Origin of the sequence: Ornithinimicrobium kibberense (assembly GCF_006519705.1) — a bacterium.
Taxonomy (GTDB): domain Bacteria; phylum Actinomycetota; class Actinomycetes; order Actinomycetales; family Dermatophilaceae; genus Ornithinicoccus; species Ornithinicoccus kibberensis.
Window position 1 is genome coordinate 18,750 of the sequence record NZ_VFXM01000007.1, and the last position, 24,970, is coordinate 43,719.

Annotated in this window: 25 protein-coding genes; 12 read left to right on the forward strand and 13 right to left on the reverse strand. The window is 74.0% G+C overall.

The features are described from left to right. Positions 1–390, reverse strand: coding sequence for a DUF2237 family protein (locus FJR00_RS07150; RefSeq protein WP_141338108.1), 390 nt, complete (start codon positions 388–390; stop codon positions 1–3). 176 nt (positions 391–566) lie between these two features. Here FJR00_RS07150 and FJR00_RS07155 point away from each other — a divergent pair, with 176 nt between their 5' ends. From FJR00_RS07155 to FJR00_RS07165, 3 genes are all read left to right on the forward strand, one after another. Further along, positions 567–1,091, forward strand: a complete 525-nt coding sequence (locus tag FJR00_RS07155) for a single-stranded DNA-binding protein (protein ID WP_181409536.1) — start codon at positions 567–569, stop codon at positions 1,089–1,091. Between the two features lie 67 nt (positions 1,092–1,158). Next, positions 1,159–2,841: an energy-dependent translational throttle protein EttA gene (gene ettA, locus FJR00_RS07160; protein ID WP_141338110.1), complete on the forward strand. Its 1,683-nt coding sequence runs from the start codon at positions 1,159–1,161 to the stop codon at positions 2,839–2,841. Positions 2,842–2,933: 92 nt separating this feature from the next. Beyond that, the gene (locus FJR00_RS07165) at positions 2,934–3,857 is read left to right on the forward strand and encodes a pseudouridine synthase (protein WP_141338226.1); all 924 of its coding nucleotides are present in this window, start codon (positions 2,934–2,936) and stop codon (positions 3,855–3,857) included. Between the two features lie 3 nt (positions 3,858–3,860). Here FJR00_RS07165 and FJR00_RS07170 read toward each other — a convergent pair whose 3' ends face one another. Next, the gene (locus FJR00_RS07170; RefSeq protein WP_075958708.1) at positions 3,861–4,070 is read right to left on the reverse strand and encodes a hypothetical protein; all 210 of its coding nucleotides are present in this window, start codon (positions 4,068–4,070) and stop codon (positions 3,861–3,863) included. Between the two features lie 58 nt (positions 4,071–4,128). On the opposite strand from FJR00_RS07170, the gene FJR00_RS07175 reads away from it, so the two are divergent. Further along, complete coding sequence (locus FJR00_RS07175; protein WP_141338111.1) at positions 4,129–4,836, forward strand: MBL fold metallo-hydrolase; 708 nt, start codon at positions 4,129–4,131, stop codon at positions 4,834–4,836. A 15-nt stretch (positions 4,837–4,851) separates the two neighbouring features. Here the strand turns inward: FJR00_RS07175 and FJR00_RS07180 are convergent, their stop codons facing one another. From FJR00_RS07180 to FJR00_RS07195, 4 genes are all read right to left on the reverse strand, one after another. Continuing rightward, complete coding sequence (locus tag FJR00_RS07180; protein WP_141338112.1) at positions 4,852–5,805, reverse strand: acyl-CoA thioesterase; 954 nt, start codon at positions 5,803–5,805, stop codon at positions 4,852–4,854. Positions 5,806–5,832: 27 nt separating this feature from the next. Continuing rightward, entirely contained in the window at positions 5,833–6,468 is a 636-nt protein-coding gene (locus FJR00_RS07185; RefSeq protein ID WP_141338113.1) for a LutC/YkgG family protein, read from the reverse strand. Continuing rightward, a complete protein-coding gene (locus FJR00_RS07190) occupies positions 6,465–7,931 on the reverse strand; it encodes a LutB/LldF family L-lactate oxidation iron-sulfur protein (protein WP_238330388.1) in 1,467 nt (488 codons plus the stop codon). Before FJR00_RS07190 ends, FJR00_RS07185 begins: the two co-directional genes overlap by 4 nt. 113 nt (positions 7,932–8,044) lie before the next feature. Continuing rightward, entirely contained in the window at positions 8,045–8,800 is a 756-nt protein-coding gene (locus tag FJR00_RS07195; protein WP_075958710.1) for a (Fe-S)-binding protein, read from the reverse strand. 92 nt (positions 8,801–8,892) lie between these two features. On the opposite strand from FJR00_RS07195, the gene FJR00_RS07200 reads away from it, so the two are divergent. Genes FJR00_RS07200 through FJR00_RS07210 form a run of 3 tightly spaced genes read left to right on the forward strand, consistent with a single transcriptional unit; the run spans position 8,893 to position 10,795 of the window. Continuing rightward, the gene (locus FJR00_RS07200) at positions 8,893–9,642 is read left to right on the forward strand and encodes a FadR/GntR family transcriptional regulator (protein ID WP_141338115.1); all 750 of its coding nucleotides are present in this window, start codon (positions 8,893–8,895) and stop codon (positions 9,640–9,642) included. Beyond that, entirely contained in the window at positions 9,639–10,142 is a 504-nt protein-coding gene (locus FJR00_RS07205) for an acyl-CoA thioesterase (RefSeq protein ID WP_083664223.1), read from the forward strand. The genes FJR00_RS07200 and FJR00_RS07205 overlap by 4 nt, the downstream gene beginning before the upstream one ends. Continuing rightward, the gene (locus FJR00_RS07210; protein ID WP_141338116.1) at positions 10,139–10,795 is read left to right on the forward strand and encodes a DUF8185 domain-containing protein; all 657 of its coding nucleotides are present in this window, start codon (positions 10,139–10,141) and stop codon (positions 10,793–10,795) included. The genes FJR00_RS07205 and FJR00_RS07210 overlap by 4 nt, the downstream gene beginning before the upstream one ends. On the opposite strand, the gene FJR00_RS07215 is transcribed toward FJR00_RS07210, so the two are convergent. Beyond that, positions 10,761–11,330: an ArsR/SmtB family transcription factor gene (locus tag FJR00_RS07215; RefSeq protein WP_141338117.1), complete on the reverse strand. Its 570-nt coding sequence runs from the start codon at positions 11,328–11,330 to the stop codon at positions 10,761–10,763. The genes FJR00_RS07210 and FJR00_RS07215 overlap by 35 nt on opposite strands. Before the next feature lie 57 nt (positions 11,331–11,387). Here FJR00_RS07215 and FJR00_RS07220 point away from each other — a divergent pair, with 57 nt between their 5' ends. Both FJR00_RS07220 and FJR00_RS07225 read left to right on the forward strand, forming a co-directional pair. Continuing rightward, positions 11,388–12,689: an MFS transporter gene (locus FJR00_RS07220; RefSeq protein WP_337678387.1), complete on the forward strand. Its 1,302-nt coding sequence runs from the start codon at positions 11,388–11,390 to the stop codon at positions 12,687–12,689. A gap of 21 nt (positions 12,690–12,710) precedes the next feature. After that, entirely contained in the window at positions 12,711–14,057 is a 1,347-nt protein-coding gene (locus tag FJR00_RS07225; protein ID WP_141338118.1) for a hemolysin family protein, read from the forward strand. Here FJR00_RS07225 and FJR00_RS07230 read toward each other — a convergent pair. From FJR00_RS07230 to FJR00_RS07240, 3 genes are all read right to left on the reverse strand, one after another. After that, entirely contained in the window at positions 14,054–15,808 is a 1,755-nt protein-coding gene (locus tag FJR00_RS07230; RefSeq protein WP_141338228.1) for a glycoside hydrolase family 13 protein, read from the reverse strand. The two genes, FJR00_RS07225 and FJR00_RS07230, sit on opposite strands and share 4 nt — an antisense overlap. Before the next feature lie 91 nt (positions 15,809–15,899). Further along, positions 15,900–16,361: a globin gene (locus tag FJR00_RS07235; protein WP_075958714.1), complete on the reverse strand. Its 462-nt coding sequence runs from the start codon at positions 16,359–16,361 to the stop codon at positions 15,900–15,902. Between the two features lie 51 nt (positions 16,362–16,412). Beyond that, the gene (locus tag FJR00_RS07240) at positions 16,413–17,309 is read right to left on the reverse strand and encodes a mechanosensitive ion channel family protein (RefSeq protein WP_141338119.1); all 897 of its coding nucleotides are present in this window, start codon (positions 17,307–17,309) and stop codon (positions 16,413–16,415) included. A 186-nt stretch (positions 17,310–17,495) separates the two neighbouring features. On the opposite strand from FJR00_RS07240, the gene malQ reads away from it, so the two are divergent. Further along, a complete protein-coding gene (gene malQ, locus FJR00_RS07245) occupies positions 17,496–19,631 on the forward strand; it encodes a 4-alpha-glucanotransferase (RefSeq protein ID WP_141338120.1) in 2,136 nt (711 codons plus the stop codon). A 392-nt stretch (positions 19,632–20,023) separates the two neighbouring features. Here the strand turns inward: malQ and pepN are convergent, their stop codons facing one another. Beyond that, positions 20,024–22,594 (reverse strand): aminopeptidase N, encoded by a 2,571-nt coding sequence (gene pepN, locus FJR00_RS07250; RefSeq protein ID WP_141338121.1) that lies wholly within the window; start codon positions 22,592–22,594, stop codon positions 20,024–20,026. A 119-nt stretch (positions 22,595–22,713) separates the two neighbouring features. On the opposite strand from pepN, the gene FJR00_RS07255 reads away from it, so the two are divergent. Further along, entirely contained in the window at positions 22,714–23,355 is a 642-nt protein-coding gene (locus FJR00_RS07255) for a mycothiol-dependent nitroreductase Rv2466c family protein (protein WP_141338122.1), read from the forward strand. 50 nt (positions 23,356–23,405) lie between these two features. Then, entirely contained in the window at positions 23,406–23,873 is a 468-nt protein-coding gene (locus tag FJR00_RS07260) for a ribose-5-phosphate isomerase (RefSeq protein ID WP_141338123.1), read from the forward strand. Positions 23,874–23,964: 91 nt separating this feature from the next. On the opposite strand, the gene FJR00_RS07265 is transcribed toward FJR00_RS07260, so the two are convergent. Then, on the reverse strand, positions 23,965–24,210 hold the full coding sequence (locus FJR00_RS07265; protein ID WP_238330369.1) for an antitoxin: 246 nt from the start codon (positions 24,208–24,210) through the stop codon (positions 23,965–23,967). 128 nt (positions 24,211–24,338) lie between these two features. Further along, positions 24,339–24,953 (reverse strand): SIMPL domain-containing protein, encoded by a 615-nt coding sequence (locus FJR00_RS07270; protein WP_141338125.1) that lies wholly within the window; start codon positions 24,951–24,953, stop codon positions 24,339–24,341. Between the last annotated feature and the right edge of the window lie 17 nt (positions 24,954–24,970).

Sequence of the window (24,970 nt, forward strand, 5' to 3'; positions counted from 1 at the left end):
TCAGGCGAGGCCCGACAGGTCGTCGGGCACGTCCACGGCATACCGCCGCAGCAGGTCGAGCGGGACCACCTGCAGCACCGCCTCGGAGGTGCTCGCCAGGACGACCGGGGCCGCCCGTCCCGCCTGGGCGGACTGCAGCCACCTCACCGCCACCACGCACCAGCGGTCCCCGGGCCGCAGGCCGGCGAACCGCCACTCGGGGCGGGGGGTGACCAGGTCGTTGCCCAGCTCCTGCTGGGAGGCGAGGAAGTCCGCGGTCATCACCGCGCACACCCCGTGCACGCCCACGTCCTCGGGCGTCACCTCGCACCGGCCGGACCGGGTGAAGCCGGTGACGGGGTCGGTGCCGCACTCCTCCAGCGGCCCGCCGAGGACGTTGCGCAGCTCCATGGGGCGATCCTGCCATCCTGCCCCTGCCCACACCCCGCCGAGGCGTCCGGCCGTGGTCCACAGGCCGTCGGCCGACGCTTCCGCAGGTGCCGGACCGCCGCCGACGATGAGGGCTCAGCCCGCCGGCCGGCGGGCCCGACACGGAGGGGAGTCGCACCATGGTGGTGGACAGCAGGATGACGCTCAGCGGGAACCTGACCCGCGACCCGCAGCGCCGGATCGGCAGCCGGACGGGCGAGCCGTTCGCGGTCCTGGCGATGGCGGTCAACAGCCGGCGCTTCGACCGGGAGACCAAGCAGTGGGTGGTGACCGGCACGACCTACTTCGACCTGCTCTGCTGGGGACGGACGGGCGCCAACGTGCTGGCGAGCCTGCACAAGGGCGACCCGGTCGTCGTGCACGGCCGCTTCCGGCTCAACGAGTGGTCGAGCGAGAACGGCAGCGGCGTCAACGCCACGATCGACGTCGACTCGATCGGACCGGACCTGACCTTCGGCACCGCCCCGTTCACGCGGGGCAGCGCGAGCTACGGGCTGGAGCGCGTCGAGGAGTACAACCCGGGGGAGCCGGAGGACGTGCAGCCCGACCAGGAGGCCCCGGCCGCGCAGGAACCGGAGGACGACGACCCGGCGCACCTCGCCGACCGGGACGGGGTGCTCGACGACGACGCCGCCGCCGAGGTGCTGGCCCGGTCGGCCTGAGCGTCACCGGTCCCGGCGGCCCCGGAGGATTCGGAGGCCGTCGGGGCCGACGGATACCCTGAGCGGCATGGCCGAATTCATCTACACCATGACGCGTGCCCGCAAGGCGGTCGGCGACAAGCTGATCCTCGACGACGTCACGATGTCCTTCTACCCCGGCGCGAAGATCGGCGTCGTGGGCCCCAACGGCGCCGGCAAGTCGACCATCCTCAAGATCATGGCGGGCATGGACCAGCCGTCCAACGGCGAGGCCCGGCTCAGCCCCGGCTACTCCGTCGGCATCCTGCTGCAGGAGCCGCCCCTGAACGAGGACAAGACCGTCCTGGGCAACGTCGAGGAGGGCGTGGGGGAGATCAAGGCCAAGTTGGACCGCTACAACGCGATCTCCGAGCAGATGGCCGACCCGGACGCCGACTTCGACGCGCTCATGGCCGAGATGGGCCAGCTGCAGGAGGAGATCGACCACGCCGACGCCTGGGACCTCGACGCCCAGCTGGAGCAGGCCATGGACGCCCTGCGGTGCCCGCCGCCGGACGCCGACGTCACCGTGCTCTCCGGTGGTGAGCGCCGCCGGGTCGCCCTGTGCAAGCTGCTGCTCAGCAAGCCCGACCTGCTGCTCCTCGACGAGCCCACCAACCACCTGGACGCCGAGTCGGTGCAGTGGCTCGAGCAGCACCTGGCCGTCTACCCCGGCGCCGTCCTGGCCGTGACGCACGACCGGTACTTCCTCGACAACGTCGCCCAGTGGATCGCCGAGGTCGACCGTGGCCGGCTCTACCCCTACGAGGGCAACTACTCCACCTACCTGGAGAAGAAGCGCGAGCGGCTGGCCATCGCCGGCAAGAAGGACGCCAAGCTGGCCAAGCGCCTGGAGAAGGAGCTGGAATGGGTCCGCTCCAACGCCAAGGCCAAGCAGACCAAGAACAAGGCCCGCCTGGCCCGCTACGAGGAGATGGCCGCTGAGGCCGAGAAGACCCGCAAGATGGACTTCGAGGAGATCCAGATCCCACCGGGTCCCCGGCTGGGCAGCCAGGTCATCGAGGTGACCGACCTGCGCAAGGGCTTCGGCGACCGGGTCCTCATCGACGGCCTGTCGTTCACCCTGCCCCGCAACGGCATCGTCGGCGTCATCGGGCCCAACGGCGTCGGCAAGACCACGCTCTTCAAGACGATCGTGGGTCTCGAGGAGCCGGACGACGGCACCGTGAAGATCGGCGACACCGTGAAGATCTCCTACGTCGACCAGTCCCGCGAGAACATCGCCCCCGAGAAGTCGCTGTGGGAGGTCGTCTCCGACGGGCTCGACTTCATCCAGGTCGGCAACGTCGAGATCCCCTCGCGGGCCTACGTCAGCCAGTTCGGCTTCAAGGGCCCGGACCAGCAGAAGAAGGCCGGGGTGCTCTCCGGCGGCGAGCGCAACCGCCTCAACCTGGCGCTGACCCTCAAGGAGGGCGGCAACCTCCTGCTCCTGGACGAGCCCACCAACGACCTCGACGTGGAGACCCTCGGCTCGCTGGAGAACGCTCTGGAGGCCTTCCCCGGCTGCGCGGTGGTCATCAGCCACGACCGGTGGTTCCTCGACCGGGTCGCCACCCACATCCTGGCCTACGAGGGCACCGAGGAGGACCCCGCGGCCTGGTACTGGTTCGAGGGCAACTTCGGCGCCTACGAGGAGAACAAGATCGAGCGTCTCGGGGCCGAGGCGGCCCGACCGCACCGGGTGACCTACCGCAAGCTCACCCGCGACTGACGCGCGACGGGCCCAGCCGGTCCATGGCACGCCGACGCAGGCCCCGGCCTCCGCTCCCTCCCAGGGAGGGGCTGGGGCCTGCGCGCGTGCGGATGCCGGCCCGGCCGGGCTGCTCCGCGGAGCACGACCGCGGGGCCTGCTCCGCGGAGCACGACCGCGGGGACTGCTCCGCGGAGCACCCCCGCACCGTCGTGGAGTTCCTCGTCGCGGTGACGGGCGACGAGGACGGGGTATGCCGTCGCGTCCGGGCGGGGGAGGTCCTGCTGGGCGACGGCACCCGGGTCGGCCCGGCCACGCCCTACGGGCCCGGCGCCAGCGTCTACCTCTACCGGGACCTGCCCGAGGAGGTCGTGGTGCCCGGTGAGCTGACGGTCCTGCTGCACGACGAAGAGACCGGGCTGCTGGCCGTGGACAAGCCGCCCTTCCTGGCGACGATGCCACGCGGCTCGCACGTGGCGCAGACGGCCGTGGTGCTGCTGCGCCGTCGCCTCGGCCTGCCGGAGCTGTCGCCGGTGCACCGCCTCGATCGGCTCACGAGCGGCGTCCTGCTGCTCACGACGCGGGCGGACGTCCGCGGTGCCTACCAGCGGATGGTGCAGGAGGGAGGGCTGACCAAGACCTACGAGGCGCTGGCGCCGACGGCGGAGCACCTCGACCTGCCGACGGTCGTGCGCGACCGGCTCGTCAAGCGCCGCGGACAGCTCCAGGCCGCCGTCGAGCCGGGGGAGCCCAACGCCGAGACGTTCGTGGAGCTCGTCGGCACCGTCGCTCCCGGCGTCGGTCGCTACCGGCTGACCCCTCGGACCGGGCGGACCCACCAGCTCCGGGTCCACCTCTCCGGCCTGGGCGTCCCGATCCTGGGCGACCCGCTCTACCCCGTGGTGCGCGAGGTGCCCGCCGACGACTTCTCCCAGCCGCTGCAGCTGCTGGCGCAGGAGGTCAGGTTCACCGACCCCGTGAGCGGGGCCGAGCGGCACGTCGTCTCCGGGCGGACCCTGCCGCTGCGCGGTGCGTGAGCGTCAGCCCCGCCCCCCGGAGGCCCGCCGCCCGCCCAGCATCCCCAGGACCGGCGATCCCGCACCCAGCAGGAAGCCCAGGTCGTACCAGTTGCCCGCCCGGTCGGGGTCGTAGACCGGGAACCGGTCCCAGGCGCCGAAGACGTGCGCGACGAGCACCACCCAGGCCGTGATGCCGTTCCAGACGCCCCACAGCAGCTCCTGCCACCACATCGCCCTCGCCTCCCTGGCCCCCGGCCGGACACCGGGTCCCACGCCTAGAGTGGCACACATGGCTGCCGCCGAGGCCTGGAGGCTGTGCGCGACCTGCGGGGTGGAGAACGACCTCGACGAGGACACCTGCGCGATCTGCGCCGAAGAACGTCAGTACGTCCCCGCCGGCGGTCAGCGCTGGACCACCCTAGCGCAGCGTGCCGCCGAGGGCTTCCACGTCGAGATCACCGAGGTGGAGCCGGACTGCTACACGCTGCACGCCGTGCCGCGGGCCGACGTTGGGCAGAGCGCGATGCTCGTGCGCACCCCGCACGGCAACCTGCTGTGGGAGGTGCCCGGCCACGTCGACGAGGCCGACCGGGAGTGGGTGCGGCGGTGGGGCGCGGACGGTGAGATCACCACGTGGTCCGAGCCGTTCGACGTGCTGCCGGGCATCCGCGTGCTCCAGCCCGGGGGCCACTTCCCCGGCAGCAGCGTGGCCGTGTGGGTCGCGGGTGCGGAGGGCCGGGGCGTCCTGCTCTCCGGCGACACCTGCAAGGCGGTCCCGGACGCCGGGTGGGTGAGCTTCATGCGGTCCTTCCCCAACCTCATACCCCTGTCCGCCGCGGTCGTGACCCGGGTGGCGGACACCCTCGCCGGCCTGACCTTCGACCGGCTCTACGACAACTTCGGGCTGCAGGTGCCCACGGACGCCAGGGACGTGGTGCGCCGGTCGGCGCAGCGGTATGCGTCGTGGGTCGGCGGCGACCACGACCACCTGACCTGAGCGCGGAGGACGAACCTACTCCTTGAGCCGGACCATGCCCTCCTGGGCGACGGTCGCCAGCAGCGTGCCGTCCGCGGCATACATGTGCCCCAGCCCCAGCCCGCGGCCGGACTGCGCCGAGGGGGAGGACTGGGTGTAGAGCATCCACCCGTCCACCCGCGCGGGGCGGTGGAACCACATCGCGTGGTCCAGGCTCGCCGGCCGCAGCCGCGGGTCGCCCCAGCCGACGCCGTGGCGGCGCAGCACGGGCTCCAGGAGGACGTAGTCCGAGGCGTAGGCCAGCACGGCCGCGTGCAGCAGCGGGTCGTCGGCCAGCTCCCGCTCCACCCTCATCCAGACCGACTGCTCACCGGGCCCGGGCTCGGCCGGGCCGAGCAGCAGCGGCTCCACGTGGCGCAGGTCCAGCGCGCGGGTGCGCGCGTTGTGCCGGGCGACCGGGTGGTCGATCCGCCCCAGGATGTCGCGGTCCGAGCGCAGCCCCTCGGGGCCGGGGACCTCCGGCATCGGCAGGTGGTGCTCCATGCCGTCGGCGGGCTCCTGGAAGGAGGCGGTCAGCGACAGCAGGATCCGCCCCTCCTGCAGGGCGTGCACGCGGCGGGCCGAGAAGCTGCGCCCGTCGCGCATCCGCTCCACGACGAACTGGATCGGCCGACGGTCGTCGCCCGGGCGCAGGAAGTAGGCGTGCAGGCTGTGGATGTGCCGTTCCTGCGGGGTGGTGTCGGTCCCGTCCTCGACCGTGGCGACGGTCCGTCCGGCCGCGACCACGGCCTGCGCGAGCACCTGCCCGCCGAAGACCCGCCCGTGCGCCTGGCGCTGGCTCTGCCCCAGGAAGATGTCGCCCTCGGACGCCCCGAGGTCGACGGCCAGCCCCTCGGGCGCCGCGGCCCGGATCGTCGTCGACCCCTCCCAGGTGAGGTCGAGGACGTCGAGGAGGGCGTCGATGGGGTCGTGCAGGGGTGCGTCGGTCACGGGCAGGAGCCTAACGGTCGCGCCCGCCTACCCGACGACGATCACGTCGAGGTTCCGCGGGCCGTGGACCCCCTCGACCCGGTCCAGCTCGATGTCGCTGGTCGCGCTCGGGCCGCTGATCCACGTCATCGGACGGGTGGCGTCCAGCCGCCCCAGGGACTGGGGCACGTCGTGGACGACCTGGTCGACGCCGACGACGCAGACGTGGTGGTCGGGCACGAGCGAGAGGGCCCGCCGCCCCTGGTCGTCGGCGTGGTCCAGCACGATGGTGCCGGTGGTGGCGATCCCCACCCGGCAGGCCGTGACGACGGCCGCGACCTCGTCGAGCTGGTCGGCCGTGAGGGCCGAGTCCGGCCGTAGCTCCACGCCGTCCTCGGCCAGCCCGGCCACCCACGAGGCGTCCAGGCCGGAGGGGACGACGACCGAGCGCGACCCGCGGCGGCGCAGGGCGTCGGCGACGGCGGCGGCGACCTCGTCCGGCCCGCACCGGGCCACCTCCGCCCGGTAGTCGGCCACGTTCTCGACGAACAGCTCGACGGTGGCCTGCTCGCTCTCGCCCTCCTCCTGGATCACCGGGACCTCGCCGCGGTGACCCACCGGGGTGCTCACGTCGGCCGTCGCGGCGCGCAGCCGGCCCAGGATCTCCTCGCGTGCGGTGCTCATGCCGTCCTCCCGTCCGTGCCGGTCCCGTCCGTGCCGGTCCCGTCCGCGCCGGCCCCGTCCCCGTGGGTGCGCCGCCACCACTGGCGGAAGGTCTCCTTCGGCGGCGTCGGCACGTCGCGGGCCTGAGCCCAGGCGCCCAGCCCGGGCACCGTCCGGATCGTCCGGTCACCGAGGAGCCGGCCGCCGACCGTCGCGGCCCGCTGGGCGGCCTCCAGCCGCCGGTGGTCGGCGAAGGTCCACGCGGCGGCCTTCATGCCGAGCGCCTCGACCGAGCGGCCGGAGGCCTCGTCGACCACCTGGGTGCGCAGGTGGACGAGCAGGGCGGGGATGTCGATGCGCACCGGGCAGGCCTCGAAGCAGGCCCCGCACAGGCTCGAGGCGTAGGGCAACGACTTGTCGACGTCCGAGCCGGTCCCGCGCAGCTGCGGGTTGAGCACCGCGCCGATGGGGCCGGGGTAGACCGAGCCGTAGGCGTGCCCGCCGGCCCGTTCGTACACCGGGCACACGTTGAGGCAGGCCGAGCAGCGGATGCAGCGCAGGGCGTCCCGCCCGACCGGGTCGGCGAGCACGTGGCTGCGGCCGTTGTCGACTAGCACGACGTGCACGTCCTGGGGGCCGTCGCCCGCGTGCACACCGGTCCACATCGAGGTGTAGGGGTTCATCCGCTCGCCCGTGCTGGACCGGGGCAGCAGCTGCAGCATGGTGCCGAGGTCGGCGAAGGTGGGCAGCACCTTCTCCACCCCGACGACCGAGATGAGCGTCTCGGGCAGGGTCAGGCACATGCGGCCGTTGCCCTCGGACTCCACGACGACGAGCGTGCCGGTGTCGGCGACGGCGAAGTTGGCCCCCGAGACGGCGACCTTGGCCCGGAGGAACTTCTCCCGCAGGTGCAGCCGCGCGGCCTCGGCCAGCCTGGCAGGCTCGTCGTTGAGGTCGGCGGGCGCCGGCCGGCCGACCTCGCCCATCTCGCGCAGGAAGATCTCGCGGATCTCGGCCCGGTTGCGGTGGATGGCCGGTACGAGGATGTGGCTGGGTCGGTCGTGGCCCAGCTGGACGATCAGCTCGGCCAGGTCGGTCTCCCAGGCGTGGATCCCGGCGGCCTCGAGGGCCTCGTTGAGCTCGATCTCCTGGGTGGCCATCGACTTGACCTTGACCACCTCGTCGGCGTCCCGCTCCTGCACCAGGCCCACGACGATCCGGTTGGCCTCCTCGGCATCCCGGGCCCAGTGCACGGTCGCACCGCGGGCGGTGAGGTTCTCCTCCAGCTGCTCCAGGTAGTGCGGCAGGTGGTGCAGCACCTCGTCCTTGGCGGCCGCGCCCGCGACGCGCAGCTCCTCCCACGCCTCGACCTCGGCCACGACGGCGGCCCGCTTGCCGCGGATCGTGGCGGTGGCGTGCGCGAGGTTGCGTCGCTGCTGGGTGTCGGCCAGCGCGGCCTTCGCCGCGGTCTGGAAGGAGGGCATCCCCAGGAAGGTGGCCGAGGTCCGCTGCAGCGGAGCGGGTTCGTCGGGGTATGCCGTGGGGCCGGCGCCGACGTCGCCGGTGGGGGGCGCGCCGTGGTCGGCGGGGGAGGTGCTCATGCCGGGTCCTCCTCGGTCGAGGCCAGGATCTGGGCCAGGTGCAGGGTGCGCACGCCCGAGCGTTGGCGCCCCAGGATGCCGCCGATGTGCGACAGGCAGGAGTTGTCGCCGGCCACCAGGACCTCCGCACCGGTTTCCCGCACGTGCCGGGCCTTGTCCGAGCCCATCGCGATGGAGGTGTCGGCGTTCTTGACGGCGAAGGTGCCGCCGAAGCCGCAGCACTCGGTGGCGTTCGGCAGGTCGACCAGGTCGATGCCGCGCACCTCGCGCAGCAGCCGCAGGGGGCGGTCGCCCACGTGCAGCATCCGCAGCGAGTGGCAGGTGGGGTGGTAGGTGACCCGGTGGGGGAAGTAGGCCCCGACGTCGGTGCGCCCCAGGACGTCGACGACGAACTCGGACAGCTCGAGCACCCGGGGGGTCAGCTCCTCGACCGCGGTGACCAGGCCGCCGTCCCCGGAGCGACGGGCGAGCATGGCGTGCTGGTCGCGGACCGAGCCCACGCACGAGCCGGAGGGGGCGACCACGTGCTCGTAGCGCTCGAAGACGTCGACGAACTTCCGCACGAGGGGGACCGCCTCGTCGGCATACCCGGTGTTGGTGAACATCTGGCCGCAGCAGGTCTGCTCGCGGGGGAAGACCACCGTGCACCCCAGCCGCTCCAGCAGCGTGACGGTGGCCCGGGGGGCCTCAGGCCACATGGTGTCGTTGAAGCAGGTGGCGAAGATCGCCACGGTGGGGCCCTGGCTCGTCATCGAGTCTCCCGGTAATGGTCTGACCATTGGAATGGACCCGAGGCTAGGGCTAGACTCCCCGCTCGTCAAGACGTCCGGGCAGGGAGGTTGGGGTGAAGGCACGCGCGGCGGCTCCCGGGGGTCCCGCCGCGCCCCGCGCCTACGAGACGGTGGTGGCCTGGGTCGAGGAGCGCATCCTCGACGGGCGGCTCCAGGTCGGCGACCAGCTGCCGGCCGAGCGCGACCTGGCCGCGCGCCTGGAGGTCAGCCGCGCGGTCGTCCGCGAGGCGGTGCGCAGCCTGCAGGCGCAGGGCGTGCTGGCCCCGTCGGTGGGGGCGGGCCGGGCCGGGGGCACCCGGGTCAGCGCCCTGCCCTCCGGGGCGATGACCCGCCTGCTGCGGCTGCACGTGGCCCTGGCCCACTTCCCCCTCGACGAGGTCGTCGAGGTCCGGACCGCGCTGGAACGGCTCTCCGCCCGGCTCGCGGCCACCCGGGCCACGGACGCCGACCTGGCGCTGATGCGCTCCCACCTGGAGCAGATGCGCACCGCGACCGACCGGAAGGGCTTCAACGACGGCGACACGGCCTTCCACGTGGCCCTGGCCCAGGCCGCGGGCAACGGGCTGGCCGCCGACACCACCGAGGCGATCCGTGAGGCCCTGCGCCGCCCGCTCATGGAGCGGTTCACCGCCCTCGACGAGGAGACCTACGCAGACCTCGTCCAGGACCTGGACCGCGAGCACGAGACGATCCTCGAGGCCGTGGCCACCCACGACCCCGCCGCCGCGGAGGTGCTGGCCGAGGCGCACGTGCGGACCGCGTGGCGCCGGCTGCGGGGGTCGGCCGCCACAATGGCCCCATGACCGCCCGACCCGAGCCCGCCGCCGCCGTCCCCCTGCCCGACGTCCCGGAGGCCGCGCGGATCTACCCGGTCCCCGTGCGCTGGTCGGACATGGACGCCTACGCCCACGTGAACAACGTGCAGTACCTGCGGTTCTTCGAGGAGGCCCGCGTGCTGGCGTTCAAGGACTGGTTCGGCGCCGAGCGCGACCTCATCGACGAGGGCATGCTCGTGGTCTCCCAGGCGATCGACTACCTGCTCCCCATGGGCTACGCCTACGCGCCGGCCCGGGTCGCGGTGTGGTGCAGCGACGTGGGGGCGGCCTCCTTCGAGCTGGGGTATGCCGTGGGCGGCCCCGTCGGGGACGACACGGTCTACGCGCGGGGCCGGGTCACGCTGGTCGCCTACGACCTGGCGGACCAGCGGCCCCGCCGGCTGGGCGCGCCGGAGCGCGACGCGCTCGCCGCGGTCGCCGGGCCTCCTCCCCTGCTGCGGGGCGACCGGCGCAGGGGGCGCGCGTGAACGGGGCGGCCCGGGGCACCGTCCTGCGGTTCGCCGACGGCGAGACCGTGGCCGACCTGGCCACCTACGCCGGGCGGGCGCTGACCCTCGACGAGGACGGGGCGGTGCGGCTGCAGGCGCCCGGCCGGGTGCTGGCCGCCTGGGTGTGCGTGCTGCCCGGCCAGGGGCTGACCCGGGCGGGCACCGTGCTGGGGCTGCGCACGATGTCGCTGGCCGACGAGCACGACCTGGACGCCACGGTGCCCCTGCGGGGGCTGACCGACCGGTTCGCCCGCCGGTCGGCCACCGGCGACGCGGGGACCGAGCTCGACGTGCCGCCCACCACCGTCTCCCCGTCCTGGACCGCGCTGACCCCGCCACGGGGCGGGTGGGAGCCGGCGGGACAGGTCCCCGTCGCCGACCTGGTCGACGCCGCGCGCCAGGGCATCGCCGAGGTCGCCCAGGGCACGCCGGACGGCGCGGGGGCCGCGGCCGTGGCCTCGCTACGGGCCCGCGTCTGGGGGCGCGAGCTGGCCGCCGGCGTGCCCGCAGGGGCCGGCCTGGCCGTGACCTCCCTCGGCTTCGCCCGGGACCTGGACGGCGCCGCGACCGTGCACCGCAGCGGCCCGTGGACCCGCGTCAGCCTGCCTGCAGGCCACGTCCTGTGCCGCTGACGGTCGGGGCGCCGCCGGGCCTCGGGGCGCGGCGGACCTCGGGGTGCAGCGCGACGAGCAGCGACCAGGGCTCGGCGGCCGGGTCGCGGGGGCGCTGGGAGAACTCCTCCAGGAGGGCGTGCAGCCTGCGGCGCAGCTCCTCGAGCTCCTCCGGCGGCAGCCGCAGGCCCAGCCGGGTCAGCTCGCGGTCGGCCTCGGGGACCGGGCCGATCTCGGCGAGGAAGGTCTCGACGAGGGACGACGAGCCGGTCGGCGTGCGCACCTGCCACGACCTCCCGGTCGCCCGGTAGGGGATCTCCCGCGCCCCGCGGCGCCCCCGGCGCGCGGGCAGCGCCTCGAGGAAACCTGTGTCGACGAGGGTGCGCACGTGGTGCAGGGCCGTGGCCGGGTTGAGGTCGAGGGCCGCGGCGATCTCCCGGTTGGTCAGCGGCTCGTCCAGCGTGATCCGCAGGATGCGAAGCCGGACCGTCGAGGCCAGGGCCCGGGCCTCCGCGTCGGTCGCGTCCCGGCGCTCGGGGACGGTGGCGGGCGGCATGGCGGCAGTGTCCCACGAGTGATTGACAAATCTCAATCGGTGGCGGACGATCGGCCGGTGACGATCCCGGCGTACGCCCCGCGCCGATCCCTGTGGCACCACCACGACTTCCGCCAGCTGTGGCTGGGGGACACCGTCTCGGTGTTCGGCGCCCAGTTCGTCGGCCTGGCGATGCCGCTGATGGCCGTGCAGGTGCTCGGCGCGGACGCCTTCCAGATGGGGCTGCTCGCCGCGTTGGAGTCCCTGGCCTTCCTGCTCATCAGCCTGCCGGCCGGTGCCTGGGTCGACCGGTGGCGCAAGAGGTTGGTCATCGTCCTCGGAGACCTGCTGCGGGCCGCACTGCTCCTCACCCTGCCCCTGGCCTGGCTGCTCGACGCGCTGACCATGGGCCAGCTCTACGGGGTCGCCTTCACCGTCGGCTGCATCAGCGTCTTCTTCGACGTGGCCAACCAGTCCTACCTGCCGCAGATCGTCGACGGCGACCAGATCGGCGAGGGCAACGGCAAGCTGCAGGCCAGCCAGCAGACCGCGGGGGTCGTCGGCCCGGCCGCGGCCGCGGGCCTGGTCCGGCTGGTCGGCTCACCGCTGACGATCGCCGTCACCGCGGTCTGCATGGCGCTCTCCGCGCTGTTCGTCAGCCGGATCCGGCACCGGGAGGAGCCCTCCGACCCCGCCACGCGGCGTCCCCTGGTCACCGAGGTCCGGGAGGGTATGGCGTTCGTGCTCGGCCACCCGCTGCTGCGGCGGGTCGTGTCCTGCACGGGGCTGTCCAACCTCGCCTCGTCGGCCGTCTTCGGGCTCTTCGTGCTCTACGCGGTCCGCACCCTCGGGCTGGCGGAGACGACCCTGGGCCTGGTGCTGTCGGTCGGCGCCGTGGGCGGGCTGCTGGGCGCGGTCAGCTCGGGACGGTTCGCCCGGCTCGTGGGGGAGGGACGGGCCATCCCCGTCGCGGCCGTCGTCAGCGGGCTGGCCATGCTCTCCACCCCCCTGGCCAGCGTCCTGCCGCCCGTGCCCACCCTGCTCGTGGGCGGCTTCGTCACCTCCTGGGGGGTGGTCGTCTACAACATCGCCCAGGTCAGCTTCCGCCAGCGGCTGTGCCCGCGTCCGCTGCTGGGGCGGATGAACGCCTCCGTCCGGTTCCTCGTGTGGGGGCCGATGCCGGTGGGCGCGTTCGCCGGCGGGCTGCTGGGCCGGGAGCTCGGGGTGGTGCCCACCCTGTGGATCTTCGCCTCGGTCGCGGTCCTGGCCGCCCTGCCCGTCCTGCTCTCCCCGCTCCTGGGCATGCGCACCCTCCCGCGCGAGCTCGACGCGCTCGCCGAGGGCGGCCCCGGCGCCGCCGCGGACGGTCCCCGCCCCTGACCCACGCCATACCCTCGGTCCATGGACACCGCCCTGCTCACCAACGTGCTGCTCGTGCTGCTCTTCGTCCTCGTGGGCGGGGTGTTCGCGGCCACCGAGATGGCGATCGTCTCGCTGCGGCCCTCCCAGGTGGACGACATCGAGCGCTCCGGGGGACGGGGCCGCCGGACCGCGGCGCTGGTCCGCGACCCCAACACCTTCCTCTCCGCGGTGCAGGTCGGGGTCACGGTCGCCGGCTTCTTCTCCTCGGCCTTCGGCGGTGCCACGATCTCGCCCACGGTCTCGGTGGGGCTGCAGCGCCTCGGGCTCGACGAGACGCTGGCCGACCCGCTGTCCCTGGTCCTGATGACCCTGCTGATCGCCTACCTGTCGCTGGTGCTCGGCGAGCTGGTGCCCAAGCGGCTGGCGATGCAGCGCTCGGCGGGGTTCACCCGCGTGCTGGCCCCTCCGCTGGGGGTCTTCGCCCGGCTGCTGCGCCCGGTGATCTGGCTGCTGTCGGTCTCCACCAACCTCGTCGTCCGGCTGCTCGGCGGGGACCCGGAGGCCACCAACGAGCAGATGACCATCGAGGAGCTGCGGCGGGTCGTCGAGGACAACCGCGACCTGCGCCCCTACAGCCGGCAGATCCTGCGCGACGTCTTCCGGGCCGGGGAGCGCACCCTGGGCGACGTGCTCCGCCCGCGGCCGGACGTGGAGTTCCTCGAGGCCGACCGCACCGTCGAGGAGGTGGAGGACCTCGTGCGGCGGTCCAGCCACAGCCGCTTCCCGGTGACCGGGGAGTCGACCGACGACGTCCTGGGCTTCGTGCACATCCGCGACCTGCTGACCATCGACGACGACCGGCGGGCCGGCGTGCGGGTCGGCGACGTCACGCGCCAGATCACCGCGCTGCCGGTGAGCAAGCCCGTGCTCGCCAGCCTGCACCTGCTCCAGGAGACCCAGCAGCACCTGGCGCTGGTCGTCGACGAGCACGGCGGCACCGAGGGGATCGTCACCGTCGAGGACCTCGTCGAGGAGCTGGTGGGGGAGATCTACGACGAGTACGACACCGAGCCCGACCCCGAGGACTCCCTCGTGCGCGCCGACGGCACCCTGCGGGTCTCCGGCGGGCTCATCGTCGAGGAGCTCGAGGACGCGCTCGACGTGCACCTGCCGCGGGGCGGCTACGAGACGGTGGCCGGCCTCGTGCTCGCCCGCCTGGGCAGGATGGCCGCCGAGGGTGACGAGGTCCGGGCCGGACCGGTGCTGCTGCGGGTCACCGCGATGGAGGGTATGCGGATCCGCGAGGTCCAGGTGCGCCGTCCCGCCGACCCCGACGGGCAGGAGGGGCAGGGAGGGCAGGACGGCGACCGGGACGAGGGGCGTTAGGCCAGCCAGACCGTCGTGTCCTGCGGCAGCCGCCCGTCCTCGAGGCGGCCGCTGGCGACCAGCACCTCGAGCCCCTCCGGCAGGTCGAGGAGGTCCTCGCCGAGGTTGGCCACGACGGTGACCGGCCGGCCGTCCTCCCGGGCGTTGCGGAAGGCCAGCACGTCCGGGCCCCAGCCGCCCTCCCAGTGCAGGCCGCCGACCCCCAGGTCGTGCTCCCGGCGCAGCCGCAGCAGCGTGCGGTAGAGCTCGAGGGTGGAGGAGGAGACGCCCTCCTGGCGGTCCGCCGCCAGCGGGCCGTAGAGCAACGGCTGGGGCAGCCAGCTGCGCGGTCCGGGGCCGAAGCCGTAGGACGGCTCGTCGGCCACCCACGGCAGCGGCACGCGGCACCCGTCCCGGCCCAGCTCGACGCCCGCGGTGCGGTGGAAGGCCGGGTCCTGGCGGAGCCGGTCGGGCAGCGCCGTGTGGTCCGGCAGGCCGAGCTCCTCGCCGTTGTAGACGTAGGCCGAGCCCGGCAGCGCCATCATCAGGGTGGTCGCGGCCCGGGCACGCCGCAGGCCGAGCACCGGGTTGGGCTGCTCGGAGCCGGCCCCGATCCCGTTCGGGCGGGGGGACCCCACCGGCAGCCCCAGCCGGGAGGCGTGCCGCACGACGTCGTGGTTGGACAGCACCCAGGTCGTGGGGGCGCCGACCTCGTCGGCGGCGCGCAGCGAGGTGTCGACGACCTCCCGCACGTCCTCGGCCCGCCAGGACATCTCCAGGAACTGGAAGTTGAACGCCTGGTGCATCTCGTCCGGCCGCACGTAGCGCATGGTGCGCTCCTGGCTCGGCAGCCACGCCTCCGCGCACAGGATGCGGTCCTGGTCCGGGTCGCCGGAGGGGTTGTACTCCTCGAGCACCCGGCGCCACCCGCGGTAGATCTCGTGGACCTCCTCCTGGTCCCACATCGGGCCCAGCTCCTTGGTCCGCGGGTCCGTCGTGGCCGGCTCACCGGCGTCCTCGGTCCCGTCCTCGCCCTGGTCGCCGAGCATCCCGGTGCGCACCGTCCAGTCGGGCAGCCCCTCGGCCTTGACGAGGGAGTGGGCCACGTCCACCCGGAAGCCGTCGACGCCCCGGTCCAGCCAGAACCGCAGCACGTCGTGGAACTCCTCGACGACCTCGGGGTTGCGCCAGTCCAGGTCGGGCTGCTTGTCGTCGAACAGGTGCAGGTACCACTGGCCGGGGCTGCCGTCGGCCTCCTGCACCCTGGTCCAGGCGAGCCCGCCGAAGACGGACTTCCAGTTGTTCGGCGGCTCGGAGCCGTCCGGGCCCGACCCGTCGCGGAAGACGTAGCGGGCCCGCTCGCGGGAACCGGGCCCGGCGGCCAGCGCCTCGCGGAACCACGCGTGCTCGTCGCTGGTGTGGTTGGGCACCAGGTCGACGAGGACGCGGATCCCCAGCTCGTGCGCCCGGGCGATGAGCTCGTCGGCGTCGGCGAGCGTCCCGAACAGGGGGTCGACGTCGCGGTAGTCGGCCACGTCGTAGCCGGCGTCGGCCATCGGGGAGACGTAGAAGGGGCTGAGCCAGACCGCGTCCACCCCCAGGTCGGCCAGGTAGGGCAGCCGGGAGGTGACCCCGGGCAGGTCGCCGATCCCGTCGCCGTCGGCGTCGGCGAAGCTGCGCGGGTAGACCTGGTAGATCACCGCGTGCCGCCACCAGGGCGCCGAGTGGGGGATGGGCTGGTGCGGGTCGGCGGGGTCCGGCGGTTCGGGCAGGTGGTGCGCGGGGACGGAGGGGACCGGGGAGCTCTGGTCGGCAGTCACGGGCCACCAGCGTAGGTGGTGGCGGGGTCGGTCCGGCCCCCCCTCAGCCGGCGGCGGTGCCGCCCGGGCGGTGGTCCTCCTCGAAGGAGTTGACCATGGCCTGGGCGGCGTGCGCCACGTAGGCCCGCAGCTGCTCCTCGTCGAGGGGGGAGAGCCGGTCGGTGATCGTGTCGATCGCGGCGTTCATGTGGTGCAGCCACCGGTCCCGCTGCGTGGGGGTCACCGCGAACGGCGCGTGCCGCATACGCAGCCGGGGGTGGCCCCGGCGCTCGGAGTAGGTCGTCGGACCGCCCCAGTACTGCTCGAGGAACATCCGTAGGCGGTCCTCGGCCGGGCCCAGGTCCTCCTCGGGGTACATCTCCTTCAGCGGCGGGTCGCCGGCCACGCCCCGGTAGAACTCGGCCACGAGCCGGCGGAAGGTGTCGTGCCCGCCGACGCGCTCGTAGAAGGTCTGCTGGGGGACGAGGCGCTCGCCCGTCCCGGTCGGCTGATGCTGCTGGCTCACACCCGCCAGTGTCTCAGGTGCCGGAGCCCGCCGGGACGACCCCGGGGGCCCTCAGGAGGGCTGCCCGCCGCCCCAGGGGCTGATCGTCGGGCCCCGCACGCCGGCCTCGTCGAAGGCCTGCTTGGCCCGCTCGCGGATCTCGCGGGGGATGGCGAACTGCTCGCCGGGACGGGTCTTGGCGAAGATCCGCATCGTCATCGTGCCGCCGGAGACCGACTCCACGCCCGCCACGGTGGGGGTCTCCAGGAGCCGGTCGGCCCAGGCGGGGTCGTCCGCGGTCTCGGCCACGACCCGGGAGAGCAGCTCGGTGACCCGGTGCGGGTCCTCGTCGTAGGCGACCGGCACGTCGATGGTCGCCACCGCCCAGCCCTGGCTCTTGTTGCCGATCCGGACGATCTCGCCGTTGCGGATGAACCAGACCACCCCGCTGGCGTCCCGCAGGCGGGTCACCCGCAGGGTCACCTCCTCGACGGTGCCCACGGCCTCCCCGGTGTCGACGAGGTCGCCGACGCCGTACTGGTCCTCGATGATCATGAAGATCCCCGACAGGAAGTCCTTGACCAGGGACTGGGCGCCGAAGCCCAGGGCGACGCCGCCGATGCCCGCGGAGGTCAGCAGCGGGGCCAGCGGCAGGCCCAGGTCGGCCATGACCGTCAGGATGGCGATCGTGGCGATGACGAACGTCGAGGCGCTGCGCAGCAACGAGCCCATCGTCAGCGCGCGCTGCCGCCGCCGCTCCCCGGCGTCGCCGGGCCGGCGGCCCCCCACCAGCCGCTCGATGCTGCTCCGCTCGTGGTCGTCGGCCCGGGCCACCGCCGTGTCCACCAGCGACCGGATCGCCCGGTGGACCAGCCAGCGCACCACGACCGCGGCGAGCAGCACGCCGACGATCCGCAGCGGCGCGCCCAGCAGCCAGGTCGCCACCGCCTCCCAGCCGGGCCAGGTCATCGGAGGGTCACCGTGCGCAGGGGTCCGGTCGTGTGCATGGCCCCCATTAAAGAGGTTCCGCCCGCCCGCACGGTTCGGCGCACGCCGCCGGGCCTGACAAACTAGGTCGGGCACCCGTGTGCCCGTCCGCCCCGGATCCCCCGCGCGGTGCCACCGCCACGCCGCGTTCGTCGAAAGGTCGTCCTCGTGACCGAGCTGTCCCCCCGCCTGTCCGCCCTCGCCGAGGCCTACGGCGTGGCGACCGAGTTCTGGGACTGGCAGGGGCGCCACGTCCAGGTCTCCGCGGAGACGGTCGGTGCCGCCCTGGCCGCCCTGGGCGTGCAGGTCGCCGACGAGGCGGACGTCGAGGCAGCCCTGGCGGAGGTCGACCGCCGGCCCTGGACGCGGGTGCTGCCGCCGGTCGTGGTCACCGTGCAGGGCCGGCGCCCGGAGGTGCCGGTCCACGTGGCCGAGGGGGTTCGGTTCGAGGCCAGGGTGGTCCTCGAGGACGGCCACGTCCACGAGGTCGGGACCCTCGAGGGGGACGGGCGGCCCCGTGCGACCCGTGAGCTCGACGGCGTGACCGTCGTGCGGGTCCCGCTCGACCTGGGCGAGGACCTGCCCCTGGGGTGGCACACGGTCGAGGTGGCCGCCGGCCGCAACGTTCGCCGGATGCCGCTGGTGGTCACCCCCGCCCGGCTGGAGCTGCCCGAGGTGCTCGCGGAGCAGGACTCCCAGAGCTGGGGGCTGATGACCCAGCTCTACGCCATGCGGTCCGACGAGTCGTGGGGCATCGGCGACCTGGCCGACCTCGGCGACGCCGGTGCGTGGGCGGCCGGCCTGGGTGCCGACTTCGTCCTCGTCAACCCGTTGCACGCGGCGGAGCCGGTCCCGCCGATCGAGCCCTCGCCCTACCTGCCGACCAGCCGCCGGTTCGTCAACCCCCTCTACATCAGGGTCGAGGACGTGCCGGAGGTGGCCTACCTGTCCGCGGCCGAGCGCCAGCTGGTGGAGTGGCACGCCGACGACGCCAAGCGCTACCTCGACCTGGACCTCATCGAGCGGGACGCCGTCTGGATGGCCAAGGAGGCGGCCCTGCGGATGATCTTCCGGCAGCGCCGGTCGCTGCGGCGGGCCCGCGCCTTCCACGCCTTCGTCGAGCGCGAGGGGCAGGGGCTGGTCGACTACGCGACCTGGTGCGCGCTGTCCCAGGTGCACGGCACCTGGTGGCGCAGCTGGCCCGAGGAGCTGCAGGACCCCCGGGGGGCCGCGGTCGAGGCCTTCCGGGAGAAGAACGCCGACGAGGTGGAGTTCCACTGCTGGCTGCAGTGGATCCTCGACGACCAGCTGGCGCGGGTGCAGCGCGACCTGGTCGACACCGGGATGTCCATCGGGCTGATCTCCGACCTGGCCGTGGGCGTGCACCCGGACGGGGCGGACGCCTGGGGCCTGGGCGACGCACTGGCCCGCGGCGTGACCGTCGGCGCCCCGGCGGACCAGTACAACCAGCTCGGCCAGGACTGGAGCCAGCCGCCGTGGCGGCCCGACAAGCTCGCCGAGCTGGGCTACGCCCCCTACCGCGACATGGTGCGGGCCGCGCTGCGCGACAGCGGCGGGCTGCGGGTGGACCACGTCATCGGGCTCTTCCGGCTGTGGTGGATCCCGCAGGGGCGCAAGCCGTTCGAGGGCACCTACGTGCGCTACGACCACGAGGCGACCATCGGCATCCTCCTGCTGGAGGCCCACCGGGCCGGTGCCGTCGTCGTCGGGGAGGACCTGGGCACCGTCGAGCCGTGGGTGCGCGACTACCTGCGCGACCGCGGGGTCATGGGCACCTCGATCCTGTGGTTCGAGCGGGACTGGGAGGGCGACGGCGGGCTGCTGGAGCCGCAGGAGTGGCGCGAGCTGTGCCTGGCGACCGTCACCACCCACGACCTGCCGCCGACGGCCGGCTACCTCGAGGGGGTGCACGTCGAGCTGCGCCACCGGCTGGGGCTGCTCGACCGGTCGCTGGAGGAGGAGCAGGCGGCCGACGCCGCCTCCCGTGACGAGGTCCTGGGCGACCTGCGGCGGCGCGGCCTGCTGCGCGAGGGTGCACCGGTGCCCGAGCAGGTCGAGGCGCTGCACGCCTTCCTCACCCGCACCCCCGCCAAGTTGCTGGGCGTCAGCGTCAGCGACCTCGCGGGCGACAAGCGGGTCATCAACCAGCCCGGCACCGACGAGGAGTACCCCAACTGGCGGGTGCCGCTGGCCGGTCCGGAGGGGCACGCGGTGCGGCTGGAGGAGCTGTTCACCTGGCGCTCGGCCCGCCGGCTGGCCCGGACGGTCGACCAGGGGCACTGAGCCCAGGAGCGTCGGACCCAGGAGCACCGGGCCAAGGAGCACCAGGCCGCCGGGGTCGTCCTTCCACGGCCGTGCATGTGCAGGAACCGTGCCCTGGCCCGCGACACGCCGCAGCGCTGACGGCACAGTGCGCGACACGCCGGGGCTGGTCGGCCGTCGGTGCGCGACACGCCGGGGCTGGTCGGCCGTCGGTGCGCGACACGCCGGAGCCGGTCGGCCGGTGGTGCGCGACACGCCGGGGCTGGTCGGCCGTCGGTGCGCGACACGCCGGAGCCGGTCGGCCGGTGGTGCGCGACACGCCGGGGCTGGTCGGCCGGGGCGCCGGGCAAGCAGGGGGGCCGACGACGGAGGGCCTGCGGGGACGCTCCCGCAGGCCCTCCGTGGTGCCGGTCTCAGCGCGCGGCGTCGACCGCCTGCGCCCGGAGGGCCCGGGCCACCGCGTCGCGGTTCTCGGCCACCGTGCGGCGCAGCGAGTGGGAGACGTCGGGGTGGCTGTCGAGCCACTCCTGGGTCGCGTCGCGCAGCGCGGGGGTCGCGACCGCCAGCGGGTAGAACCCGGTGGCCAGCGACTCGGCGATGTGGTGGGTGCGCTCGGACCAGACCTGCTCGACCACGGCGTGGTAGCGCTCGACGTAGGGCTCCAGCAGCGTCGCGTCGTGCACCCAGCCCCAGCCCAGCGCCATCGCGGCGAGCACGGAGTTGGACAGGCCCTGCTGCTCGACGGCGGCCACCCACGCGGCCTCCTTGGCCTCGGGGGTCGGCAGGGCCGCCCGGGCCCGGGCCGCCTTCTCCCGTCCGGTCGCGGTGTCGTCCCGCCGCTGCTCCTCGGCGATCCGGTCCTCGTCGGCGGCCCCGGCCGCGGCCAGGGACGTCAGCAGCGTCCAGCGCATGTCCTGGTCGAGCTCGAGCCCGGCCAGCTCCTGCCCGCCGGAGAGCAGCCCGTCGACCCGGGCCACGTCCTCCTCGGAGCGGGCCAGCGCCGCCCAGGCGGTGACCAGCTGCAGCTGGGCGTCCCCGCCCGGCTCGGCGCCCTCGGCGGCGGCACGCAGCCCCGCGGCCAGCTCGGCGACGACGTCCTGCCGGTGCGACTCGGCGGTGTAGGTCTTCGCCGCCGTCGTCACCTGCTGCACGAGCACCCGCAGCAGGGTCGAGTCGGTCTCCCCGGGCAGGGCCCGCAGCACCAGACGCACGTAGTCGGTGGCCGGCATCTCGCCGTCCCGGGTCATGTCCCAGGCCGCGCCCAGCACCAGCGAGCGGGGCAGCGACTGCTCGAAGTCGCGGACGTGCTCGAGCGCGGTCCGCAGCGAGACCTCGTCGAGGCGGATCTTGGCGTAGGCGAGGTCGTCGTCGTTGACCAGCAGCAGGGCCGGGCGGGGTCGTCCGGCCAGCTCGGCCACCTCGGTGCGGTCCCCGTCGACGTCCAGCTCGACGCGGTGCGTGCGCACCAGCCCGCCGTCGACGAGGTCGTAGCAGCCCACCGCGAGGCGGTGGGGGCGCAGCGTCGGGTGCTCCTCGGGGGCGGTCTGCTCGATCACCACCGAGGTCATCGTCCCGTCCTCGTCCACCTTGACGTGCGGGGTGAGGGTGTTCACCCCGGCCGTCTCCAGCCAGACCTTCGACCACTGCCTCAGGTCACGGCCGCTGGTCACCTCCAGCTCGGCCAGCAGGTCGGCCAGGGTGGTGTTGCCCCACGCGTGCCGGGCGAAGTAGGCGCGCAGGCCGTCCCGGAAGGCCTCCCGCCCGACGTAGGCGACCAGCTGCTTGAGCACCGAGGCGCCCTTGGCGTAGGTGATGCCGTCGAAGTTCACCTCCACGGCGGCCAGGTCGACCATGTCGGCGGCCACCGGGTGGGTGGAGGAGAGCTGGTCCTGCTTGTAGGCCCAGGCCTTCTCCGCGGTGCCGAAGGTGGTCCACGCGTCGGTCCACTCCGTCGCCTCGGCCTGGCAGGTGGTGGAGGCCCACTCGGCGAAGCTCTCGTTGAGCCACAGGTCGTCCCACCACCTCATCGTCACGAGGTCGCCGAACCACATGTGGGCCAGCTCGTGCAGGATCGTCAGCGCCCGCCGCTCGACGATGGCCTGGGTCACCTTGGACCGGAAGACGTACTGCTCGACGATGGTCACGCACCCCGCGTTCTCCATCGCGCCCATGTTGTACTCCGGCGTGAAGATCTGGTCGTACTTGCTGAACGGGTAGGGCTGGTCGAACTCCTCCTCGAAGAAGGCGAAGCCCTGCTTGGTCACCGCCAGGATGTTGTCCGCGTCCAGGTGCGGCGTCAGGCTGCGCCGGCAGAACACGCCGAGGGGGACCTCCCCGGCCCGGGTGCTCACCGAGTCGCGCACCACGTCGTAGGGACCGGCCACGAGCGCGGTGATGTAGGAGCTGATCCGCGGCGTCGCGGGGAACTCCCACCGGGCCACCTCGCCGCCGTCGACGTTCGCCGCGTCCGGGGCGGGACCGGGCTCGGGGGTGGGCTCGTTGGAGACGACCTGCCAGTGGGCCGGTGCGGTCACGGTGAAGCGGAAGGTGGCCTTGAGGTCGGGCTGCTCGAACACCGCGAACATCCGGCGGCTGTCCGGCACCTCGAACTGGGTGTAGAGGTAGACCTCCCCGTCGACCGGGTCGACGAAGCGGTGCAGGCCCTCCCCGGTGTTCATGTAGCGGCCGGTCGCGTCGACGGTCAGCTCGTTCTCGGCCTGCAGGTCGGGCAGGGTCAGCCGGCCGTCCGTCCAGTGGGTCTCCGGGTCCAGGGCACGGCCGTTGAGCACCGCCGACTCCACCGACGCGGCGACGAGGTCGATCCAGGTCTGGGCGCCCGGCTCGGTGCAGGCGAACCGCACCGTCGTGGTGGTCCGGAAGGTCTCCGGGCCCGCGGTCAGGTCCAGCGCCACGTCGTAGGACTCGGTGGACACGAGCAGGGAGCGGGCGCTCGCCTCGTCGCGGGTCAGGTTGGTGCCGGGCATGCAGGACCTCCTGGGGGTCGTCCGTCGGGTTCCGCGACGCTGCACGGGGCACGCGCAGGTATGCCGTGCCGTCGGGGGCGGGTGCCCGCGGCGCCGCGGAGAACTGAGACGATGGTGCCATGACGACCACCACCGCACCCAGCCGCACCAATGCCGAGATGTTCTTCGACCCCGCCTGCCCCTGGGCGTGGATGACCTCCCGCTGGCTCGAGCAGGTCGAGCAGGTCCGCGACGTGGACGTCACCTGGTCGGTGATGAGCCTCTCGGTGCTCAACGAGGGACGCGAGCTGGACCCGGACTACACCGCCATGCTCGAGCGGACCTGGCTGCCGGTGCGCACCATCGTCGCCGCCACCAAGGACCTGGAGGGCAAGGAGGCCAACGCCCTGCGCAAGCGGATGTACGACGCCTACGGCGAGCGCATCCACCTGCAGGGGCGGGGCACCGACGACCTGGAGCAGGTCACCGTCGAGGTGCTCGCCGAGCTGGGCCTGGACCCGGCCCTGGCGCAGGTCGGCGGCACCGACGTGGTCGACGAGGACCTGCGGGCCAGCCACCAGCGGGCGATGGACCTCGTCGGCGACGACGTCGGCACCCCGGTCGTGGCGGTGGAGGGCGTGGCCTTCTTCGGTCCGGTCGTCACCCCGGCCCCCAAGGGCGAGGACGCCGGCCGGCTGTGGGACGGCAGCCTGCTCGTCGCCGGCACCCCGGGGTTCTACGAGCTCAAGCGCACCCGGACCAAGGGCCCCGACTTCGGCTGAGCCCACGGCATACCCCCTCCCCACCCCACCCACCGACCCGAGGAGCTTGCGTGCGAGTCCACATCGGCGGCGACCACGCCGCCTACGAGATGCAGCGGGACCTCGTCTCCTGGCTGACCGAGCAGGGCCACGAGGTCGTCGACCACGGCCCGGCCGGCTACGACGAGCTCGACGACTACCCCGTCTACGTCCTGCGCGCGGCCGAGGCCGTGGCCGCCGACCCCGGCTCCCTCGGCGTGGTGCTCGGCGGCTCCGGCAACGGCGAGCAGATGGCGGCCAACAAGGTCACGGGGATCCGCGCGGCGCTGGCCTGGTCGCCGGAGCTGGCGACGCTCTCGCGGCAGCACAACGACGCCCGCGTCGTCTCCGTCGGCGCCCGGATGCACTCCCTGGAGGAGGGGCGGGCCATCGTCGAGGCCTTCCTGACGACCGGGTTCTCCGGCGAGGAGCGCCACCAGCGGCGGATCGACATGATGACCGCCTACGAGACCGACGGGACGCTGCCCCCGCTGCCCTGACCGGCGCACCCGGGAATGCCCGGCGCAGCGCGAGGCCCCCGCACCAGTTCGGTGCGGGGGCCTCGTCGTGCGTCGTCAGGCCTCGTCGACGTCAGGCCTTGTCGGCGTCGGAGCCGGCGTTCCCGCCGAAGTCGTCCTGCTTGCCGTCCAGGCCGTCCAGGTGGTCGCGCACGGCGTCGCCACCCTTGTCGATGTGCTCGCCGTACTTGCCGCCGGTGCGCTCGTCGGCGAACTCGGTGCCGCGGTCGATCCCCTGGTCGATCCTGTCCGAGTGCTGGTCGACCGCGTCGGCCACCTTGTCGTCGTGCTTGCCGAAGGCGTCCTTGGCCTTGTCCATGAAACCCATGGTGCTGGTCCTTCCTGCTCGGGAGTGGCCGCCGTGGGGCGACCGGTGCACCTCCCACCCCAGCACACCCCCGGGGGCGGTGTCGACCGGAGCGCCGCTCCCGGCGCCGGCGGCGGGCCTCAGCCGCGCAGCTCCCAGACGACCTCGACGACCGCGACGACCGCCAGGTCCTCGGCCTCGACCACCGGACCCGCGGCCAGCGCGGTGCGGGCCGCCCCGGCCGGCAGGGGGGAGGGCCCGGGTGCACCGGGCTCGGTGATCGCCCGGACGGCGCCGAGGTGGCGGCCGGCCAGGGCCGCGTACTGCTCGGCCCGCACGGCGGCGTCGGCGAAGGCCTGCTCGCGCGCCCGCCGGTGCAGGTCGGAGGGGTCGGCCACCTCGTGCCGCAGCCCGTCCACCCCCAGCGCGTCACCCACGGCGTCCACCAGCCGTTGCACCAGCTCCCCGGCCGACGCGGGGTCGCCGGTGCGCACGTGGAGCGACTGGGAGGCGGTGTGCCCGCGCTGGTGGCCCTGCTCGTGCCGGGGGTGGACGCCCAGGCCGGAGGTCCGCACCGGCAGCCCGGGGACGGCGTCGTGGCAGGCGTGCGAGGCGCGGGTCAGCGCGGTGAGCGCCTCCCCGACCGTCGACCCGTGCGCCTGCAGCCGCAGGTCCAGCACCAGGGTGTCCGGGCGGCCGGTCGCCCTCCCCGTGCCGGTGACCCGCACGGTGCCGTCGTCCTCGGAGGCGTCCATGCCCTCAATCTACGCGC

Coding starts and splice junctions, on each gene's coding strand:
- pepN (WP_141338121.1), bottom strand. CDS start 22,594: ATGCCCGGCACCAACCTGACCCGCGACGAGGCGAGCGCCCGCTCCCTG.
- FJR00_RS07255 (WP_141338122.1), top strand. CDS start 22,714: ATGACGACCACCACCGCACCCAGCCGCACCAATGCCGAGATGTTCTTC.
- FJR00_RS07175 (WP_141338111.1), top strand. CDS start 4,129: ATGGCTGCCGCCGAGGCCTGGAGGCTGTGCGCGACCTGCGGGGTGGAG.
- FJR00_RS07155 (WP_181409536.1), top strand. CDS start 567: ATGACGCTCAGCGGGAACCTGACCCGCGACCCGCAGCGCCGGATCGGC.
- FJR00_RS07170 (WP_075958708.1), bottom strand. CDS start 4,070: ATGTGGTGGCAGGAGCTGCTGTGGGGCGTCTGGAACGGCATCACGGCC.
- FJR00_RS07265 (WP_238330369.1), bottom strand. CDS start 24,210: ATGGACAAGGCCAAGGACGCCTTCGGCAAGCACGACGACAAGGTGGCC.
- FJR00_RS07190 (WP_238330388.1), bottom strand. CDS start 7,931: ATGCCCTCCTTCCAGACCGCGGCGAAGGCCGCGCTGGCCGACACCCAG.
- FJR00_RS07225 (WP_141338118.1), top strand. CDS start 12,711: ATGGACACCGCCCTGCTCACCAACGTGCTGCTCGTGCTGCTCTTCGTC.
- FJR00_RS07150 (WP_141338108.1), bottom strand. CDS start 390: ATGGAGCTGCGCAACGTCCTCGGCGGGCCGCTGGAGGAGTGCGGCACC.
- FJR00_RS07215 (WP_141338117.1), bottom strand. CDS start 11,330: ATGCCGCCCGCCACCGTCCCCGAGCGCCGGGACGCGACCGACGCGGAG.
- FJR00_RS07270 (WP_141338125.1), bottom strand. CDS start 24,953: ATGGACGCCTCCGAGGACGACGGCACCGTGCGGGTCACCGGCACGGGG.
- FJR00_RS07205 (WP_083664223.1), top strand. CDS start 9,639: ATGACCGCCCGACCCGAGCCCGCCGCCGCCGTCCCCCTGCCCGACGTC.
- FJR00_RS07195 (WP_075958710.1), bottom strand. CDS start 8,800: ATGACGAGCCAGGGCCCCACCGTGGCGATCTTCGCCACCTGCTTCAAC.
- FJR00_RS07185 (WP_141338113.1), bottom strand. CDS start 6,468: ATGAGCACCGCACGCGAGGAGATCCTGGGCCGGCTGCGCGCCGCGACG.
- FJR00_RS07240 (WP_141338119.1), bottom strand. CDS start 17,309: ATGACCTGGCCCGGCTGGGAGGCGGTGGCGACCTGGCTGCTGGGCGCG.
- ettA (WP_141338110.1), top strand. CDS start 1,159: ATGGCCGAATTCATCTACACCATGACGCGTGCCCGCAAGGCGGTCGGC.
- FJR00_RS07165 (WP_141338226.1), top strand. CDS start 2,934: ATGCCGGCCCGGCCGGGCTGCTCCGCGGAGCACGACCGCGGGGCCTGC.